Raw genomic sequence first — 14,609 nt, 5'->3', positions numbered from 1 at the left:
TGCATTAAATCGTTGTATTTCAGCACGGTGGCGCTCGTGTTTTTGTGTCAGTTTTGGAAGAAATGCCAAAAAATTCATATGAGGACGTATCGCCGCTTGACGGGGGGCAGGTGGGGACATAATACCAGCCCACGCCTGAGGGTTTGGGCGTGCAGCGGGCGGTTGTAGCTCAGTTGGTTAGAGTACCGGCCTGTCACGCCGGGGGTCGCGGGTTCGAGTCCCGTCAACCGCGCCACCGCTGCACAAATCAAACCCACACAGGCTGATGCGCGGTTGTAGCTCAGTTGGTTAGAGTACCGGCCTGTCACGCCGGGGGTCGCGGGTTCGAGTCCCGTCAACCGCGCCACTCCTTCTTCTAAATTTGAATTTCGTTGAAGGGTGGCGTGCCGCGTTTCCTTGAGGATAATACTTGCGCCTAATTACCTGTGCCAAAACCTGAGGCCAAGCGAGGGGCCAGCCCCTCGCACTCCCCGAGGTATTTATGAAGCAATGATAGTTTCACCAGTTAAGGCCGCCTGCGCGAGACGAACCTTGGCAGCATTGCAGAGAAATCTTGGCCTGATCCGTCTTCCTCATCAACGAATTGATGGTAGAGTTCGGTGGCACGTTTCCCCATCGGAGTGTCTGCATCTACGTCTTGGGCGGCTTTTTGACTTAAGCGGAGGTCCTTGAGCATCAGATCCGCGGCAAAACCGGGCTGGTAACCGTTATCGGCTGGGCTTTGAGGACCAACGCCCGGAGCAGGACAATACGCGTTCATCGTCCACGAGTAGCCTGAGGATGTGGAGACCACGTCGAACATTTTCTGGCGGTCTAATCCGAGTTTATCTGCGAGAGCGAAGGCTTCGCATGTGCCGATCATTGTGACGCCGAGAATCATGTTGTTGCAAATTTTAGCAGCTTGCCCGTTGCCGGAAGGGCCGCAGTGAACCGCTTTTTGCCCCATAATGTCGAACAAGGGGGCAACGGCGGCAAAACCGACGTCACTGCCACCAGCCATAAAGGTTAGGGTGCCGCCTGCGGCCCCGCCGATACCACCCGAGACGGGTGCATCCACCGCGTTCAATCCCGCGGTTTCCGCCTTGCCCGCCACGATGCGCGCGCTTTCAACATCAACCGTGGAGCAGTCGAGCAATGTCGCCCCCGCCTTCATATGGGGGATGATTTGCTGCGCGACGTTTTTCAAGATATCGCCGTTGGGCAACATGGTGATGACAACATCCATATCCATCGCGGCCTGTTCGGCTGTCGTAGCGGCGTTAACCCCTTCAGGTGGCGCATTGGCGATGTCGTGTCCGGTGACCTCGTGGCCCGCCTTTGACAGGTTGGAAGCCATTGGAGCCCCCATGTTTCCAAGGCCGATAAATCCGATTTTCATGGCATGTTCTCCCAGTTAAGAGCGTTGTCCCCGAGGGGGAGTAGCATTTGACTTACGTCCATTCCGGTAACGGCTTCGGGTCCATCATGTGCCCATTTGGGGCTACGGTCGCGGTCAATGATTGCCGCACGGATGCCTTCGATGAAGTCGCCTTGCTCCACCGCGCGATAGGTGTAGCGGAATTCCATATCTAGGACCTGACGTACCGAATTGGCGGAGCGCAAACGTCGCACGATGGTCATAGCGCATCCCATGGCCAATGGGGCATTTCGGTTCAGCGCCTTCATGGCGTTCTTGGCGAAGTCGCTGTCGTCGGTGGCCAAGGAGCGCGCGACATCGCCCACGGCGCCGGCACAGAAGTGGTAGTTTATGTAGGGGAGTTGGTCTTGGAGAGTGCCGCCAGAGGCAGAGGTGTTCAGGGTAGGGACATGGCCGGTGCTGATCATTTCTGCCTTAAGTGCGGGCCAATCCGCCTCCGGCACATAGGCATCCGCAAAACCTGCGAAGATTGCGTCGGCTGCGTTCATGCGGGTGGCGGTCATGCCTAAGTACTCGCCCAAGTGGCCCGGTGCCAACGCCAACATGAGCGAGCCGCCCACATCAGGCACAAGACCAATGCCGCATTCGGGCATGGCAATCTGGCTGCTGTCCCCGACGATACGCAGCGAGCCGTGGCAGCCCACGCCCACGCCGCCGCCCATGGTGAAGCCTTGCAGGAAGCTGACGATGGGTTTGGGGTATTCGAATATTTTAGCGTTAAGGCGGTATTCGTCGCGCCAGAACTGGCGGCCATAGTCGAGGTTTCCCTCTTGGCCGGAGGTGTACATATCGGCGATGTCCCCGCCTGAGCAAAAGGCGCGATCCCCTTCGGCGTCCAGCAGAACAAGGTCGATATCAGCGTCGCGCCACTCATCCAATGCGGCCTCTATTTTGAGTACCATGTCATAGGTGAGGGCGTTCAACGCATCAGGACGCTGCAAGGTGATCCGGCCTGCGCGGCCTTCGATACGGATGGAAATGTCGGTCATTGAAGGTACTCCAGCTCTTTTGTTCGGTTTTGAAGGAGAAGGTGAACTTCAGCAAAGTTTCCGTTTCGGAAAACTCTATCGGCTTTGTATGACCAAATGAACAAAAGAAGTTGTACGTATGAAAACAGGGCTAAACCGACAATGAAGATGATGACGTTCAGGTCATCGACTTGAAGAAAGTCGTTGGGAGTTAGGGTAAGGATCAACCCGCAAAGAGCCGCAATTCCGGTAAGCCAATTACTGTGCCAGAGGTGTTGATAGTGCTGCGTTGATTGCTTAGACGACGCTAGCATTGAGCTTCGAAACTTCAACATTTTAATCTCCCGTTTAAGCTGCCAGCGATACAGCCATTGAGGTGCAGGAAGGTACATCAGGTAATCATGCCTCGCGCAACGATCATACGCATGATCTCATTCGTGCCCTCTAGGATTTGGTGTACCCGCAAGTCTCGGGCCAGTTTCTCGATGCCGTAATCCGCCAGATAGCCGTAGCCGCCGTGCAGTTGCAGGCAGCCGTCGACGACGCGGGAACCGGCCTCGGTGACGAACTTCTTGGCCATTGCGCAATGTTGCATGGCATCGGGTGCGCCTGTGTCCAATTTCCAAGCTGCTTGGCGCAAGAAGGCGCGGGAGGCTTGCAGCTCTATCTCCATATCTGCGAGGCGGAATTGCAGGGCTTGGAATTGGTTGATGGGTTTGCCGAAGGCCTCGCGTTCGGCCATATAGGCCAGCGTTTTGTCCAATGCGGATTGCGCGGCCCCTAGGGAGCAGGCGGCAATGTTCAATCGGCCGCCATTCAGGCCCTGCATTGCATATGTGAAACCTTGTCCCTCATCACCTAGCAAGTTCTCCGATGGAATGTTGCAATTGTCCAACTGGACTTGGCGTGTGGGTTGTGCGCGCCAGCCCATTTTGTCTTCTAATCCCCCAAACGACAGCCCATCGCTCGCGTCATCCACCACCACGGCCGAGATCCCTTTGGGACCTGCATCACCAGTGCGGGCCATGACCACATAGGCGTCGGAATATCCGCCGCCAGAGATGAACGCTTTTGTTCCGGTCAGCGTGAAACCTTCGTTGGTGCGATCTGCGCGGGTTTTAAGGGCGGCGGCGTCAGAGCCGGAACCGGGCTCGGTCAAGCAGTAGGAAAAGAATGTCTCCATTGTCATGGCGCGTTCTAAATATTTTTCCTTGAGCGCGTCGGAGCCGTTCTTGTCGATCATCGCGGCGCACATGTTGTGGATGGACAAAAACGCGGCGACGGAAGGGCAGGCCATAGACAGAGCCTCGAACACCAATGTTGCGTCTAGGCGCGACAGGCCGGAGCCGCCGCTGTCCTCGGACACATAAAGTCCACCAAAGCCAAGTTCAGCTAAGCGAGGCCACAGCTCTTTGGGGATGTTTTCGTCTTTTTCCCATTGAAGCGCATGTGGAGCGATGAACTCGTCGCCAAATGCTTTGGCCATATCAAAGATGGCGGTTTGCTCATCCGATAATGCGAAATCCATGTCTTCCTCCCAAAAGAATTGAACGCATGGTAAATTCGCGCCCCAGCCTAGAAAAGGCAAGGGCGCATTTTGTCAATTTATTCCATCACTGGGATAGAGAATTCGCCACCTTCTTTGATGCCCGACGGCCAGCGAGACGTTACCGTCTTTGTGCGCGTGTAGAATTTGAACGCGTCGGGGCCGTGTTGGTTCAAATCGCCAAACATGGATTTCTTCCAGCCGCCAAACGTGTGGTACGCCAACGGAACAGGGATCGGGACGTTGACGCCGACCATGCCGATGTTGATGCGGTTCGCGAAGTCACGGGCGGTGTCGCCGTCACGGGTGAAGATGGCCGTGCCGTTGCCGTATTCGTGATCCATCGTAATTTTCAGCGCGTCCTCATATGTGTCGGCACGAACGGTCGACAGGACAGGCCCGAAAATCTCGTGCTTGTAAATGTCCATGTCGGTGGTCACATTGTCAAACAGATGCGCGCCTACGAAGAAGCCGTCCTCATAGCCTTGCAGTTTGAAGTCGCGCCCGTCCACGACCAGCTTTGCGCCTTGATCGATGCCGGTTTGGACCAAACGCTCGATGTTGGCTTTCGCGGCTGCGGTGACAACGGGGCCATAGTCCACGTCATTGCCGGAGGTGTAGGGGCCGACCTTCAAGGCCTCTACCTTTGGAACCAGTTTTTCGAGCAGGCGGTCAGCGGTGTCGTCACCTACGGCAACTGCAACTGAGATTGCCATGCAACGCTCGCCCGCAGCCCCATAGCCAGCACCGACAAGTGCGTCGGCGGCCAGATTCATGTCGGCGTCTGGCATGATAATCATGTGGTTCTTCGCGCCGCCAAAGCACTGAACCCGTTTCCCGTGCGCACAGCCTGTGCTGTAGATGTATTCGGCGATGGGGGTGGAGCCAACGAAGCCCACGGATTGGATCACGTCATGCTCCAAAATGGCGTCTACGGCTTCTTTGTCACCGTTCACCACCTGCAAGATGCCTTTTGGCAGGCCAGCTTCTTCCATCAGCTCGGCCAGCATCAAGGGGACGGATGGGTCACGCTCGGACGGCTTCAAGATGAAGGCGTTGCCGCACACGATAGCTGGGGCGAACATCCACATTGGGATCATGGCGGGGAAGTTGAAGGGGGTGATGCCTGCGGTCACGCCCAAGGCTTGCTTCATCGAGTACATGTCGATGCCAGGACCCGCGCTATCGGTGTAGTCGCCTTTCAGCAATTCCGGCGCACCGATGCAGTATTCAACGACTTCGAGGCCGCGTTGCACGTCGCCTGCCGCGTCTGGTAGGGTTTTTCCGTGCTCACGTGACAGGGCCTCGGCCAGTTTGTCCATGTCGCGGTTCAGCAGGCCGACTAATTTCATCATAACCCGCGCGCGGCGCTGAGGGTTGGTTGCGGCCCATGCCGGCTGCGCGGCTGCCGCGATTTGAACCGCGTGATCCATTTCAGCAGCACTGGCCAAAGGAACTGTTGCTTGAACCTCGCCTGTTGCGGGGTTGAAAATGTCGGCAAAACGGCCGGACGTACCTTTGACGTGGGCGCCGTTGATGTAATGGGTAAGCTCTTGCATGAAATCCTCCTTGAATGACCATGGCAGTTTATACTTGCAATTATGCAGCTAAAAGGGTGAGTTTCCCAAAACCATTTTGCAAAAATATAGGTACGGGTATGGCGGAGCCAAAGTGGGATGATTTGCGGGTTTTTCTTGCGGTGGCGCGCACTGAAAGCCTATCTCGCGCGGGAAAAACCTTGCGCCTAGACCCTGCAACTGTGGGGCGGCGGATCGCACGGCTTGAAGCCTCTTTAGAAGCCACATTGTTTATGAAATCCCCGCAAGGCTACGCCCTGACGCAAGCAGGAGCACGGCTCGTTGCGCGGGCGCAGGTCGTGGAGACGGCGATCATAAACGCGCAAGAAGACACATCCAGTGGGGCCGAAGCCTTAACGGGGCAAATCAGGATTGGTGCGCCGGATGGATCGGCCAACTATCTTTTACCGCAAGTCTGCGCCGCGATTTGTGCCGACCACCCGGGCTTGGAGGTGCAAATTGTGGCTCTGCCTCGGGTGCTGAACTTGTCCAAGCGTGAGGCAGATATGGCGATTACGGTGTCTGCGCCGACGGCGGGCAGGTTGATCAGTCAAAAACTGTCCGACTACCATCTGCATCTCGTGGCGAGCAGGGATTACCTTGCCAAGGCGCCGCCATTGAACGGGTTGGAAGACCTGAAGAACCACAAAATTATCGGCTATATCTCGGACCTGATTTTCGACGCTGAACTTGATTACCTCTCCGAGATTGGAAGCCCGCAGACCAGCTTTTCGTCCAATTCCGTTTCGGTGCAACTGAACTGGGCGCGAATGGGGGCTGGGCTGGTTATCGGGCATGATTTTGCACTGCCGTCCGCACCCGAATTGACGCGGGTGTTGACCGACGAGTTTTCCCTGAAACGAAGCTTTTACCTCGTTCGACATGCGGATGATCGAAACATTTCTCGTCTAAGACTTTTCGCGCAGGAACTGGGGCGAAGAGTTAGGCAAGAGGTCGCGCGTCTGGAAGGCCAGACTTGACGGATGCCCAGAATTGAGACGACAGTAACGTATTGATCACGAATACTTGAACATAAACAGGAGATGCGTACATGCTGGTTAGCCATATTTTGAAGCTAAAAGCGGATGATGGGGTCGTCACAATTGGACCGGAGGCATCAGTTGCAGATGCGGCAAACGTGTTGTCATCTCGCAAGATCGGCTCAATTGTGGTGTCTTCGGATGATAAATCTGCGCTTGGTATTCTGTCTGAGCGCGACATTGTTCGCGAGATCGGAAAACGTGGGGCAGGCTGCCTGACTGAAACCGTAGAAAGCATGATGACCAAGAAGCTTGTGACATGCACCAGCGGCGAGCGCGCGGACACCGTTCTTACAAAAATGACCGAAGGGCGCTTTCGCCACATGCCTGTCGTTGAGAACGGCACCATGGTGGGATTGGTAACGCTGGGCGATGTCGTGAAGGCACGCCTCAGGGAACTTGCCATGGAAAAAGACGCGCTCGAAGGCATGATTATGGGGCACTAACACTGTGGAAGTGGACATCAGCGGTAAATGCATGTGCGGCGCGGTAAGCTATCGCGCCCAAATTATAGAACCGGAGTTGGGCGCGTGCCATTGCTCCATGTGTCGCCGCTGGACGGGTGGAGTATTCTTGGGGCTTTCGGTCATGCCTGACGCCATGGCCTATGAAGGCGAAGAACACATTCAAATCTTCCAATCCTCCCCATGGGCCGAACGCGCTTTTTGCAAAATATGCGGGTCTAATCTCTTCTACCGCGTGACAGCGGCGGGGGAGGAGCAAGGTATCTACCACATTGGCGCGGGGACGATGGACGATCAGATGGAGATTACTCTTTCTCAGCAATTGTTCATTGATCAAAAGCCCAGCGGATATTCCTTTTGCGAGACCACTGCCGATCTTACGGCATCCCAAGTCGAAGAGATATTTGGCAGCTCTGCTATCGGGTAAGGCAATCAGGTGAAAACGTATTCAGCTTGCATTTCGATGCGCAATATTGTTGCGTGGTGATGCTTAAGACGAATAAAGGCCCAACACATGCGCATTGGACTATACCCCGGCACCTTCGACCCCATCACACTTGGGCACTCTGACATCATCCGCCGAGGATGCTCCCTAGTGGACCGGTTGGTCATTGGGGTTGCTATCAACCGCGACAAAGGGCCTTTGTTTACCTTGGAGGAGCGCACGGCGATGATCGAAGCCGAATGTGCGAAGATCAGCGAGGAAACGGGCTGTGAGATCGTCGTACACCCGTTCGAGAATCTGTTGATCCATTGCGCCCGCGATGTGGAAGCCTCGGTCATCATTCGTGGCCTGCGTGCGGTGTCGGATTTTGAGTATGAGTACCAGATGGTGGGCATGAACCGCGCTATGGATAACACTGTTGAGACGGTGTTCTTGATGGCGGAGGCGCAGCACCAAGCCATTGCCTCAAAGCTGGTGAAGGAAATCGCCAGACTAGGGGGGGACATCTCCAAGTTCGTAACCCCATCTGTTCAAACAGCTTTACTTGAACGTCTGACCTGACACAGTCCGCAAACGCTGGTCATGCGGGCAGGGGTTTACACCGCCCCCAACTGGTCTAGTTTGTCGCCAAATCAAAACGCTTAGGAGCGCCCTTATAATGGCCGATATCAAAGATCCCGAAAACACTATCCTGATGGAACTCACCGGCGGTACCGTCACTATTGAATTGCTGCCTGATGTTGCTCCTCAGCACACGGCTCGCATGAAAGAGCTGGCGCGGTCTGGTGCCTATAACAACGTGGCTTTCCACCGCGTGATCGACGGCTTCATGGCGCAAACTGGCGACGTGGCCAATGGCAACATGGAAAAAGATTTCAACATCCGCATGGCGGGCACAGGCGGCTCCGACATGCCTGATGTACCAGCAGAATTCTCCAAACTGCCACATGATCGTGGCACCATTGGTGCGGCCCGTTCTGCAAACCCGAACTCGGCTAACAGCCAGTTTTTCATCAACTTTTCCGACAACGCTTTCCTGAACGGCCAGTACACCGTTTATGGCCGCGTGATTGAAGGCATGGATCATGTTGACGCAATTCAGCGTGGCGAGCCGCCGATGAACCCGGATCGCATGATCTCGGTAGTGGTTGCAGCAGATGCGACCGGCGCTGATGCAGGTCCTGCCGACGCACCTGAAGCAGATGCAGAAGCAGATGGTGGCGACGGTGAATAAGTTTCTAGCAGCATGTGCCGTTCTGGTTGCGAGCCCTGCGCTTGCAACCGGTCTGGAAGTGGATGTCGACGGCGAGGCCAAAGGCACCATTGTGATCGACTTGTTTGAAGATGTCGCTCCCAAGCACGTTGAGCAAATCACCGGTTTGGCGTCGGAAGGCGCTTACAATGGTGTGGTCTTTCACCGCGTGATCGAAGGCTTCATGGCGCAAACAGGCGATGTGCAGTTCGGTAAGGCTGATGGTGACACCAGTGGTGCTGGGCGGGGCGGATCTGAACGTCCTGACCTTCCGGCTGAGTTTTCCGACTTGAATTTCGACCGCGGTGTTGTCGGTATGGCGCGTAGCCAGAACCCCAACTCTGCAAACAGCCAATTCTTCATCATGTTTGATGAGGGCTCTTTCCTGAACGGCGAATATACCGTTGTAGGTAAGGTGACGTCCGGCATGGATGTTGTTGATCAAATCAAGCTTGGGGCAGGGCCAAATGGCTCAGTCATTGGGGCGCCTGATCAAATGAAGGTTGTTCGCGTCACCGAGTAACGCGCCGTAACACCTGCGTGAGCGGGAGTTTCCTGGCTGCGAGGAACGGGCCATGCTTCTTTGGGAGGAGTTAAGCATGGCCCGTTTTTATATTCTTCTGACTGTTTTGTGCATGTCAGCCACTGCTGCGTTTGCCCAAAGCTCGTATCTAACGGCTGGTTGGCCGAATACAGATTTCACCAAAACGACTGTGGACCTAAGCGAAATTCGCTCTGGTGGTCCGGGCAAAGACGGTATCCCAGCTGTTGATGATCCGACATTTGTGAAGGTCGCAGATGAGAGGCGGATTGGCTTGCGAGAACCCGTCATGACGGTGGAGCTCCAAGGTCAGCAGCCGCGTGCATATCCGATCCGCTACTTTATGGTCCATGAGATCGTAAATGATGTGGTCGGCGGATTGCCCATCGCGGTGACCTTTTGTCCCTTGTGCAACTCTGGCGTGGTGTTCGACCGACGTGTGGGTGGGCGCACCTTGTCGTTCGGCGTCTCTGGCAACCTGCGAAACTCCGACATGGTGATGTATGACCGCCAAACCGAAAGCTGGTGGCAGCAAGCGGTGGGTGAAGGCATTGTGGGGCAAATGGCGGGCCGCGCCTTGAAGCAAATTCCCAGCTGGATGGAAAGCTGGGAGGAGTTCAAAACCCGCAACCCCGATGGGCTTGTGTTGAACGCCCCGCGAAAAGGTTTCAATTACGGATCAAACCCTTACGTCCGTTATGACACGGCCAGCCGTCCGTTCCTTTATGATGGTGCGTTGCCGCCCAATGGGGTGGATCCGATGGCGCGGGTGATCCGTGTCGGGAACCGCGCATGGTCGATGGAGCGGTTGCGCCGCGAGAAGGCCATTCGCGAACATGGTGTTGAGTTGGTGTGGAGTGGCGAGCAAGCCTCCGCCCTAGATAGCCGCAAGATCGATAAAGGACGCAGCGTTGGCGCCGTTCGTGTTCGCAACGGGCAGGGGCGTGATATCGTGCATGACGTGATGTTTGCCTTCGCCTTTCACGCTTTCCACCCCAACGGGTCTTGGCACTAATCCCAGTCAGGTTTGCGTTTCTCTAGGAAGGCTTTGATGCCTTCATCAGTGTCGTCTCGTGCCATGTTTACGGCCATGACCTCGCCAGTGAAGGCATAGGCCTGCGCGGTGGTCATTTGCGCTTGCTCGTAGAAGGCCTGCTTTCCGATGCGGACAGCGGAGCCGAGTTTCCCCGCGATGGTCTGCGCGAACTCCATAGCTTCTCTCGCCAGATCATCTTTTGCGATGCGGTTAATCAATCCAACCTCCCGCGCGCGCTCGGCGGAGATGAATTCACCGGTTGTTAACATCTCAAAGGCTTGTTTTCTGGGGATGTTTCGGCTCAGCGCAACCATTGGGGTGGAGCAAAACAGCCCGATATTCACGCCGTTCACGCCGAATTTCGTATCGGGTGCGGCAATTGCCAGATCGCATGTCGCCACCAATTGGCAGCCAGCGGCGGTGGCGATCCCGTGCGCTTGTGCAATGACAGGCTGCGGAAGGGATTGAATGCGCGCCATAACTGCGGAGCACCGCTCGAACAGGTTCACCCATGCTTCACGCCCGCCATTCTGCGAAGCGCGTGCGGCTTGCATTTCTTTAAGGTCGTGTCCGGCGCAAAAAACCTTGCCAGCTCCGCTCAAAATCACAACGCGGATGGTGTCGTCCTTGGCAATATCGTCCAACCTGCCATGGAGTGCAGCAAGCATGGCGTCAGACAACGCATTTAGCTTGGCGGGGTTGTTCAGGGTCAGCCGTGCGATGGGGCCATGGTCTTCGCGCAATATTAACGCTTCGTTCATCTTGTCATTCCACTTTCGATCTGCTCCGCTGTGGCGCAAGCCTAAGTGGATCAAGGGCAGGGGGGAAGTATGGAAGTTAAGATGGATAAAGCCGCGCTTCAGGCGTTTCTCAAGCGAGACTTTACGCAAGTTGCGGATGACTTCGAGTTCGTTGAGATTGCACCACGCTTCGTGACAATGGCGTTGGCGGCGTCCGAGAAGCATCTTCGCCCCGGTGGTACAGTGTCCGGACCATCGATGTTCGCCTTGGCCGATGTCTGCGCGTATTTCTGTATTCTGAGCGCTTTGGGGCCTGTGGCGCTGGCTGTGACAACGAATTGTTCCATTGATTTCATGCGAAAACCCGCGCCGGGGCGGTTGTTGTGTCGGATGGAGTTGCTGAAATTGGGGCGGGTATTGGCTGTCACCGAAGGGCGGCTTTATTCCGAAGCGGAGCCGGATAAGCCAGTGGCTCGGGCCTCGCTTACCTATTCGATCCCGCCTGCGTCATAAGCAAAAGGACCGGACGCGAACGTCCGGTCAAGTTTGACCCCGACACGGACAGGGAATGTCATGTCGAGCATCAGGAACTGAATTTCAAGTAACTTAGGACTGCCAAAAGCCGCGGCGCGCCTCAGCGTCGGTTTGCTGGCGTGTAAGCCCGACGTCACTCAATTGCTCAGCGGTCAACTGTTTGAGCGCGCGTCGGCTGCGGTAGGCCTCATCCCACGTCATCATCACAAACGCCAGTTTGACGGTCGCGCGGACTGCGGGCGCAACTGTTGTGCGTGCGGACAAGGCGTTCAGGTCAAGTGAGAGCGGTTGTGTAAACGTTGCCATGGGAATGGCCTCCAATATTTGTATTGATACAATGTAGCGGCTCCGCTACAATATGAAGGTACAATCCTAAATTGTATGCGTCCATAGAAAGATTGTTATGAATACAATATGGTTTCCCGACCTCGCTACAATCAACGGTCCAAAGTACCTAGCCTTAGCAGATGCGATCCGTGAGGCGGTGCAAAATGGCGGCTTGGAGTTGGGGGAGAAGCTACCCCCCGTGCGTGAAGTGGCCTACCAAATGGGCATAACGCCGGGCACTGTGGCGCGAGCCTATTCGCGGCTGGTTGATGCGGGTTGTCTTGAGGCCGTGGTGGGGCGGGGTACTTTCGTATCCACCAATCCGCCCCAGATGGGGCACTCTGATATGGACGCGTACCGGCGTCCGATCTTCGATGACGCGATTGAGGTCGACGCGATGCCGCATAACTCTGGCGGTAGCAGTTTTCGCGTGAACATGATCTCCCCACATCTTCGCAACGTTGGCCAATCGAGCCTGATCAAACAGCTGTTGGTTGAGGTGGCTGAAAATCCGCCCTCAGGTGTGATGCATTATCCTAGCCGTGCTGCGGCAACGCCTGCGCGGATCGCAGTTGCCGAGTGGCTGGCCTCAGCCCCCATCGGCCCCGTGTCTGAGGAGCAGGTCGTTCTCACCCACGGTGGGCAGAACGCCATTTTGTTGATCTTTCAGGCGATTTTGCGGGGGCGTAAACCAACGGTGCTTGTAGAGGATTTGGCGTATCCTGGATTTCGCCGTGCAGCGGAACTTATTCGGGCTGAGGTTGTGCCGGTCGCAACCGATAAGGACGGGATCATCCCAGACGCGCTAGAGGAGGCTGCCCGTACCCATGAGGCGCAAATCTTGTGTACATCGCCTGAGGTTCATAATCCTACATGTGGTTACACGCCTGAATCCCGCCGCCGCCAAATTGTGGATATCGCGCGGCGGCTGGATTTCGATATCCTGGAGGACGATTGCTACAGGATGTCGATCGCGGAGACACCTGCCTACCGAATGCTGGCACCTGAACGCTGTTGGTTTGTGGCGTCGTTGTCCAAGACGCTTACGCCCGCTTTGCGGATTGGGTTTGCGGTGACACCGCCTGAAAAGGAAGCGGTGTTGCGCCGCGCGGCGGAGCATTCGTTCTTTGGCTTGGCCACCCCGTTGGCGGACCTATGCACGAAGCTGTTGCAACACCCCCAGACGCCACGCTTGATGGAGGAAGTGCGTATAGAGACCGCGAAATACGTGCGCGCGACGGTCAACATCTTGGGAACCTATGATTTGAAGTGGCGCGAGGATGTCTTGTTCGTGTGGCTGACTTTGCCGGAAGGGTGGCGCGCCAATGCGTTTTGCCAAGCGGCGGAGGCTGAAGGTGTGCAAATTCGGTCTGCAGAGGATTATCAGGGCAGGTCGGCTCCTACGCTGCATGCTGTGCGCATTGCGATTAACGCGGGCGTGAGCCTGAAGAGCTTTGAAGCGGCGATTGCGCGCCTGAAGGTGCTGCTGGACAATCCGCCAGAGCAAATAATGTCCTGATGTGATGGGGTAAATTGATACCTTATTTGTAATCGTTTGTTTTTGCTTGAGTTTTCCGACAAAACTGTCGTTGACTGTGCCGTCAGTTCCGTTAGAACCACGCCATCCCAAGGGGTTTCTTGCCCCAAGGCTACAATTCTTGAGGAAAACCCATGAAAACCTTTACCGCTACTCCTAGCGATATCGACAAGAAATGGATCCTGATCGACGCTGAAGGCGTTGTTCTGGGTCGTCTCGCGTCCATCATTGCGATGCGCTTGCGTGGCAAGCACAAGCCGTCCTTCACTCCACACATGGATATGGGCGACAACGTTATTGTCATCAACGCTGACAAAATTCAGCTGACAGGCAACAAGCGTGAAAAGCCAAACTACTGGCACACAGGCCACCCGGGCGGCATCAAGTCCCGCACGAACGCCGAAATCCTTGAGGGTAAGCACCCTGAGCGCGTTTTGACCCAAGCTGTGAAGCGCATGCTTCCAGGCGGTCCACTGTCGCGCCAGCAGATGACCAACATGCGTGTATACGCATCGGCTGATCACCCGCATGAGGCTCAATCTCCCGAAGTTCTGGACGTTAAGGCCATGAACAAGAAAAACACTCGGAGCGCATAAGAATGGCTGACGAAATCAAATCCCTCGACGAGTTGAACACCGTCGCTGAAGGCGTCACCCCAGCAGAAGCTGTGGCAGATGCCATCTCCCGTGAGCCAGTTCGTGACGAATTGGGCCGCTCCTACGCAACTGGTAAACGTAAAGACGCGGTTGCCCGCGTTTGGATCAAGCCAGGTTCCGGCAAAGTTGTTGTGAACGGCAAAGAGCAGAACACATATTTTGCACGCCCAGTGCTGCAAATGATCTTGCGCCAGCCTTTCACAGTGTCCGGCACCGAAGATCAGTTCGACGTTTACGCAACTGTCAAAGGCGGCGGTCTGTCTGGTCAAGCTGGTGCGGTTAAGCACGGCATCTCCAAAGCGCTGCAGCTGTACGATCCATCCTTGCGTGGCGCCCTGAAGGCTGCTGGCTTCCTGACACGCGACAGCCGTGTTGTTGAGCGTAAGAAATACGGTAAAGCGAAAGCTCGTAAGAGCTTCCAGTTCTCCAAGCGTTAAGCTTCGAGTTCTACCAGAATTGGAAAAGGCCACCCGATGCGGGTGGCCTTTTTTGTTGGGCTGTTGGTTGGTTCAGCGACCTTTCAGAGCCG

Annotated in this window: 16 protein-coding genes, 2 tRNA genes and 1 pseudogene; 13 read left to right on the top strand and 6 right to left on the bottom strand. The window is 55.8% G+C overall.

The window, feature by feature from the left end; all coding sequences use genetic code 11:
• Positions 1 to 158 precede the first annotated feature (158 nt).
• Together ABJN86_RS03040 and ABJN86_RS03035 are read left to right on the top strand one after the other, a co-directional pair.
• Positions 159 to 235, top strand: a tRNA-Asp gene (locus ABJN86_RS03040).
• Between the two features lie 34 nt (positions 236 to 269).
• Positions 270 to 346: transfer RNA gene (locus ABJN86_RS03035), tRNA-Asp, on the top strand.
• Positions 347 to 505: 159 nt separating this feature from the next.
• On the opposite strand, the gene mmsB is transcribed toward ABJN86_RS03035, so the two are convergent.
• The 4 genes from mmsB to ABJN86_RS03015 form a co-directional block, all read right to left on the bottom strand.
• A complete protein-coding gene (gene mmsB, locus ABJN86_RS03030) occupies positions 506 to 1,378 on the bottom strand; it encodes a 3-hydroxyisobutyrate dehydrogenase (RefSeq protein WP_348364099.1) in 873 nt (290 codons plus the stop codon).
• Positions 1,375 to 2,406 carry an enoyl-CoA hydratase/isomerase family protein gene (locus tag ABJN86_RS03025; RefSeq protein ID WP_348364101.1) on the bottom strand — a complete coding sequence of 344 codons (1,032 nt, stop codon included), beginning with the start codon at positions 2,404 to 2,406 and terminating at the stop codon, positions 1,375 to 1,377. Before ABJN86_RS03025 ends, mmsB begins: the two co-directional genes overlap by 4 nt.
• Positions 2,407 to 2,776: 370 nt before the next feature.
• Positions 2,777 to 3,913 (bottom strand): acyl-CoA dehydrogenase family protein, encoded by a 1,137-nt coding sequence (locus ABJN86_RS03020; RefSeq protein ID WP_348364102.1) that lies wholly within the window; start codon positions 3,911 to 3,913, stop codon positions 2,777 to 2,779.
• 77 nt (positions 3,914 to 3,990) lie between these two features.
• Positions 3,991 to 5,490, bottom strand: a complete 1,500-nt coding sequence (locus ABJN86_RS03015; RefSeq protein WP_348364104.1) for a CoA-acylating methylmalonate-semialdehyde dehydrogenase — start codon at positions 5,488 to 5,490, stop codon at positions 3,991 to 3,993.
• Between the two features lie 98 nt (positions 5,491 to 5,588).
• Here ABJN86_RS03015 and ABJN86_RS03010 point away from each other — a divergent pair, with 98 nt between their 5' ends.
• The 7 genes and pseudogenes from ABJN86_RS03010 to ABJN86_RS02980 all read left to right on the top strand — a co-directional run bounded on the left by ABJN86_RS03010 (position 5,589) and on the right by ABJN86_RS02980 (position 10,265).
• A complete protein-coding gene (locus ABJN86_RS03010) occupies positions 5,589 to 6,488 on the top strand; it encodes a LysR family transcriptional regulator (protein WP_348364106.1) in 900 nt (299 codons plus the stop codon).
• 71 nt (positions 6,489 to 6,559) lie between these two features.
• Positions 6,560 to 6,994, top strand: a complete 435-nt coding sequence (locus tag ABJN86_RS03005; RefSeq protein ID WP_348364108.1) for a CBS domain-containing protein — start codon at positions 6,560 to 6,562, stop codon at positions 6,992 to 6,994.
• A gap of 4 nt (positions 6,995 to 6,998) precedes the next feature.
• Complete coding sequence (locus ABJN86_RS03000) at positions 6,999 to 7,439, top strand: GFA family protein (protein WP_348364110.1); 441 nt, start codon at positions 6,999 to 7,001, stop codon at positions 7,437 to 7,439.
• An 87-nt stretch (positions 7,440 to 7,526) separates the two neighbouring features.
• Positions 7,527 to 8,018 carry a pantetheine-phosphate adenylyltransferase gene (coaD, locus tag ABJN86_RS02995; RefSeq protein ID WP_348364111.1) on the top strand — a complete coding sequence of 164 codons (492 nt, stop codon included), beginning with the start codon at positions 7,527 to 7,529 and terminating at the stop codon, positions 8,016 to 8,018.
• Positions 8,019 to 8,115: 97 nt separating this feature from the next.
• A pseudogene (locus ABJN86_RS02990) lies at positions 8,116 to 8,619 on the top strand (peptidylprolyl isomerase); the annotation flags it as partial.
• 64 nt (positions 8,620 to 8,683) lie between these two features.
• Positions 8,684 to 9,232, top strand: coding sequence for a peptidylprolyl isomerase (locus ABJN86_RS02985; RefSeq protein WP_348364112.1), 549 nt, complete (start codon positions 8,684 to 8,686; stop codon positions 9,230 to 9,232).
• Between the two features lie 76 nt (positions 9,233 to 9,308).
• On the top strand, positions 9,309 to 10,265 hold the full coding sequence (locus tag ABJN86_RS02980; RefSeq protein WP_348364113.1) for a DUF3179 domain-containing protein: 957 nt from the start codon (positions 9,309 to 9,311) through the stop codon (positions 10,263 to 10,265).
• On the opposite strand, the gene ABJN86_RS02975 is transcribed toward ABJN86_RS02980, so the two are convergent.
• Positions 10,262 to 11,047 (bottom strand): enoyl-CoA hydratase, encoded by a 786-nt coding sequence (locus tag ABJN86_RS02975; RefSeq protein WP_348364115.1) that lies wholly within the window; start codon positions 11,045 to 11,047, stop codon positions 10,262 to 10,264. The genes ABJN86_RS02980 and ABJN86_RS02975 overlap by 4 nt on opposite strands.
• A 69-nt stretch (positions 11,048 to 11,116) precedes the next feature.
• On the opposite strand from ABJN86_RS02975, the gene ABJN86_RS02970 reads away from it, so the two are divergent.
• Positions 11,117 to 11,539, top strand: a complete 423-nt coding sequence (locus ABJN86_RS02970; protein WP_348364116.1) for a PaaI family thioesterase — start codon at positions 11,117 to 11,119, stop codon at positions 11,537 to 11,539.
• Between the two features lie 93 nt (positions 11,540 to 11,632).
• Here ABJN86_RS02970 and ABJN86_RS02965 read toward each other — a convergent pair whose 3' ends face one another.
• Entirely contained in the window at positions 11,633 to 11,866 is a 234-nt protein-coding gene (locus tag ABJN86_RS02965) for a DUF1127 domain-containing protein (protein WP_348364118.1), read from the bottom strand.
• Positions 11,867 to 11,963: 97 nt separating this feature from the next.
• Here ABJN86_RS02965 and ABJN86_RS02960 point away from each other — a divergent pair, with 97 nt between their 5' ends.
• The 3 genes from ABJN86_RS02960 (at position 11,964) to rpsI (ending at position 14,517) form a co-directional block, all read left to right on the top strand.
• Entirely contained in the window at positions 11,964 to 13,406 is a 1,443-nt protein-coding gene (locus ABJN86_RS02960; protein ID WP_348364120.1) for a PLP-dependent aminotransferase family protein, read from the top strand.
• A gap of 152 nt (positions 13,407 to 13,558) precedes the next feature.
• Positions 13,559 to 14,020 (top strand): 50S ribosomal protein L13, encoded by a 462-nt coding sequence (gene rplM, locus ABJN86_RS02955; RefSeq protein ID WP_348364122.1) that lies wholly within the window; start codon positions 13,559 to 13,561, stop codon positions 14,018 to 14,020.
• A gap of 2 nt (positions 14,021 to 14,022) precedes the next feature.
• The gene (rpsI, locus tag ABJN86_RS02950; RefSeq protein ID WP_348364123.1) at positions 14,023 to 14,517 is read left to right on the top strand and encodes a 30S ribosomal protein S9; all 495 of its coding nucleotides are present in this window, start codon (positions 14,023 to 14,025) and stop codon (positions 14,515 to 14,517) included.
• Positions 14,518 to 14,609: the final 92 nt, after the last annotated feature.

It is taken from the genome of Litoreibacter sp. (assembly GCF_039974535.1).
GTDB lineage: Bacteria > Pseudomonadota > Alphaproteobacteria > Rhodobacterales > Rhodobacteraceae > Litoreibacter.
The sequence above is the reverse complement of the archived record's forward strand: the minus strand, read 5'-3'. Positions and strand labels throughout refer to the sequence as shown.

Bases quoted from the DNA above. Each gene is read 5' to 3' on its own strand.
- mmsB (WP_348364099.1), bottom strand. From the start codon at position 1,378: ATGAAAATCGGATTTATCGGCCTTGGAAACATGGGGGCTCCAATGGCT.
- ABJN86_RS03025 (WP_348364101.1), bottom strand. From the start codon at position 2,406: ATGACCGACATTTCCATCCGTATCGAAGGCCGCGCAGGCCGGATCACC.
- ABJN86_RS03020 (WP_348364102.1), bottom strand. From the start codon at position 3,913: ATGGATTTCGCATTATCGGATGAGCAAACCGCCATCTTTGATATGGCC.
- ABJN86_RS03015 (WP_348364104.1), bottom strand. From the start codon at position 5,490: ATGCAAGAGCTTACCCATTACATCAACGGCGCCCACGTCAAAGGTACG.
- ABJN86_RS03010 (WP_348364106.1), top strand. From the start codon at position 5,589: ATGGCGGAGCCAAAGTGGGATGATTTGCGGGTTTTTCTTGCGGTGGCG.
- ABJN86_RS03005 (WP_348364108.1), top strand. From the start codon at position 6,560: ATGCTGGTTAGCCATATTTTGAAGCTAAAAGCGGATGATGGGGTCGTC.
- coaD (WP_348364111.1), top strand. From the start codon at position 7,527: ATGCGCATTGGACTATACCCCGGCACCTTCGACCCCATCACACTTGGG.
- ABJN86_RS02980 (WP_348364113.1), top strand. From the start codon at position 9,309: ATGGCCCGTTTTTATATTCTTCTGACTGTTTTGTGCATGTCAGCCACT.
- ABJN86_RS02975 (WP_348364115.1), bottom strand. From the start codon at position 11,047: ATGAACGAAGCGTTAATATTGCGCGAAGACCATGGCCCCATCGCACGG.
- ABJN86_RS02970 (WP_348364116.1), top strand. From the start codon at position 11,117: ATGGAAGTTAAGATGGATAAAGCCGCGCTTCAGGCGTTTCTCAAGCGA.
- ABJN86_RS02965 (WP_348364118.1), bottom strand. From the start codon at position 11,866: ATGGCAACGTTTACACAACCGCTCTCACTTGACCTGAACGCCTTGTCC.
- ABJN86_RS02960 (WP_348364120.1), top strand. From the start codon at position 11,964: ATGAATACAATATGGTTTCCCGACCTCGCTACAATCAACGGTCCAAAG.
- rplM (WP_348364122.1), top strand. From the start codon at position 13,559: ATGAAAACCTTTACCGCTACTCCTAGCGATATCGACAAGAAATGGATC.
- rpsI (WP_348364123.1), top strand. From the start codon at position 14,023: ATGGCTGACGAAATCAAATCCCTCGACGAGTTGAACACCGTCGCTGAA.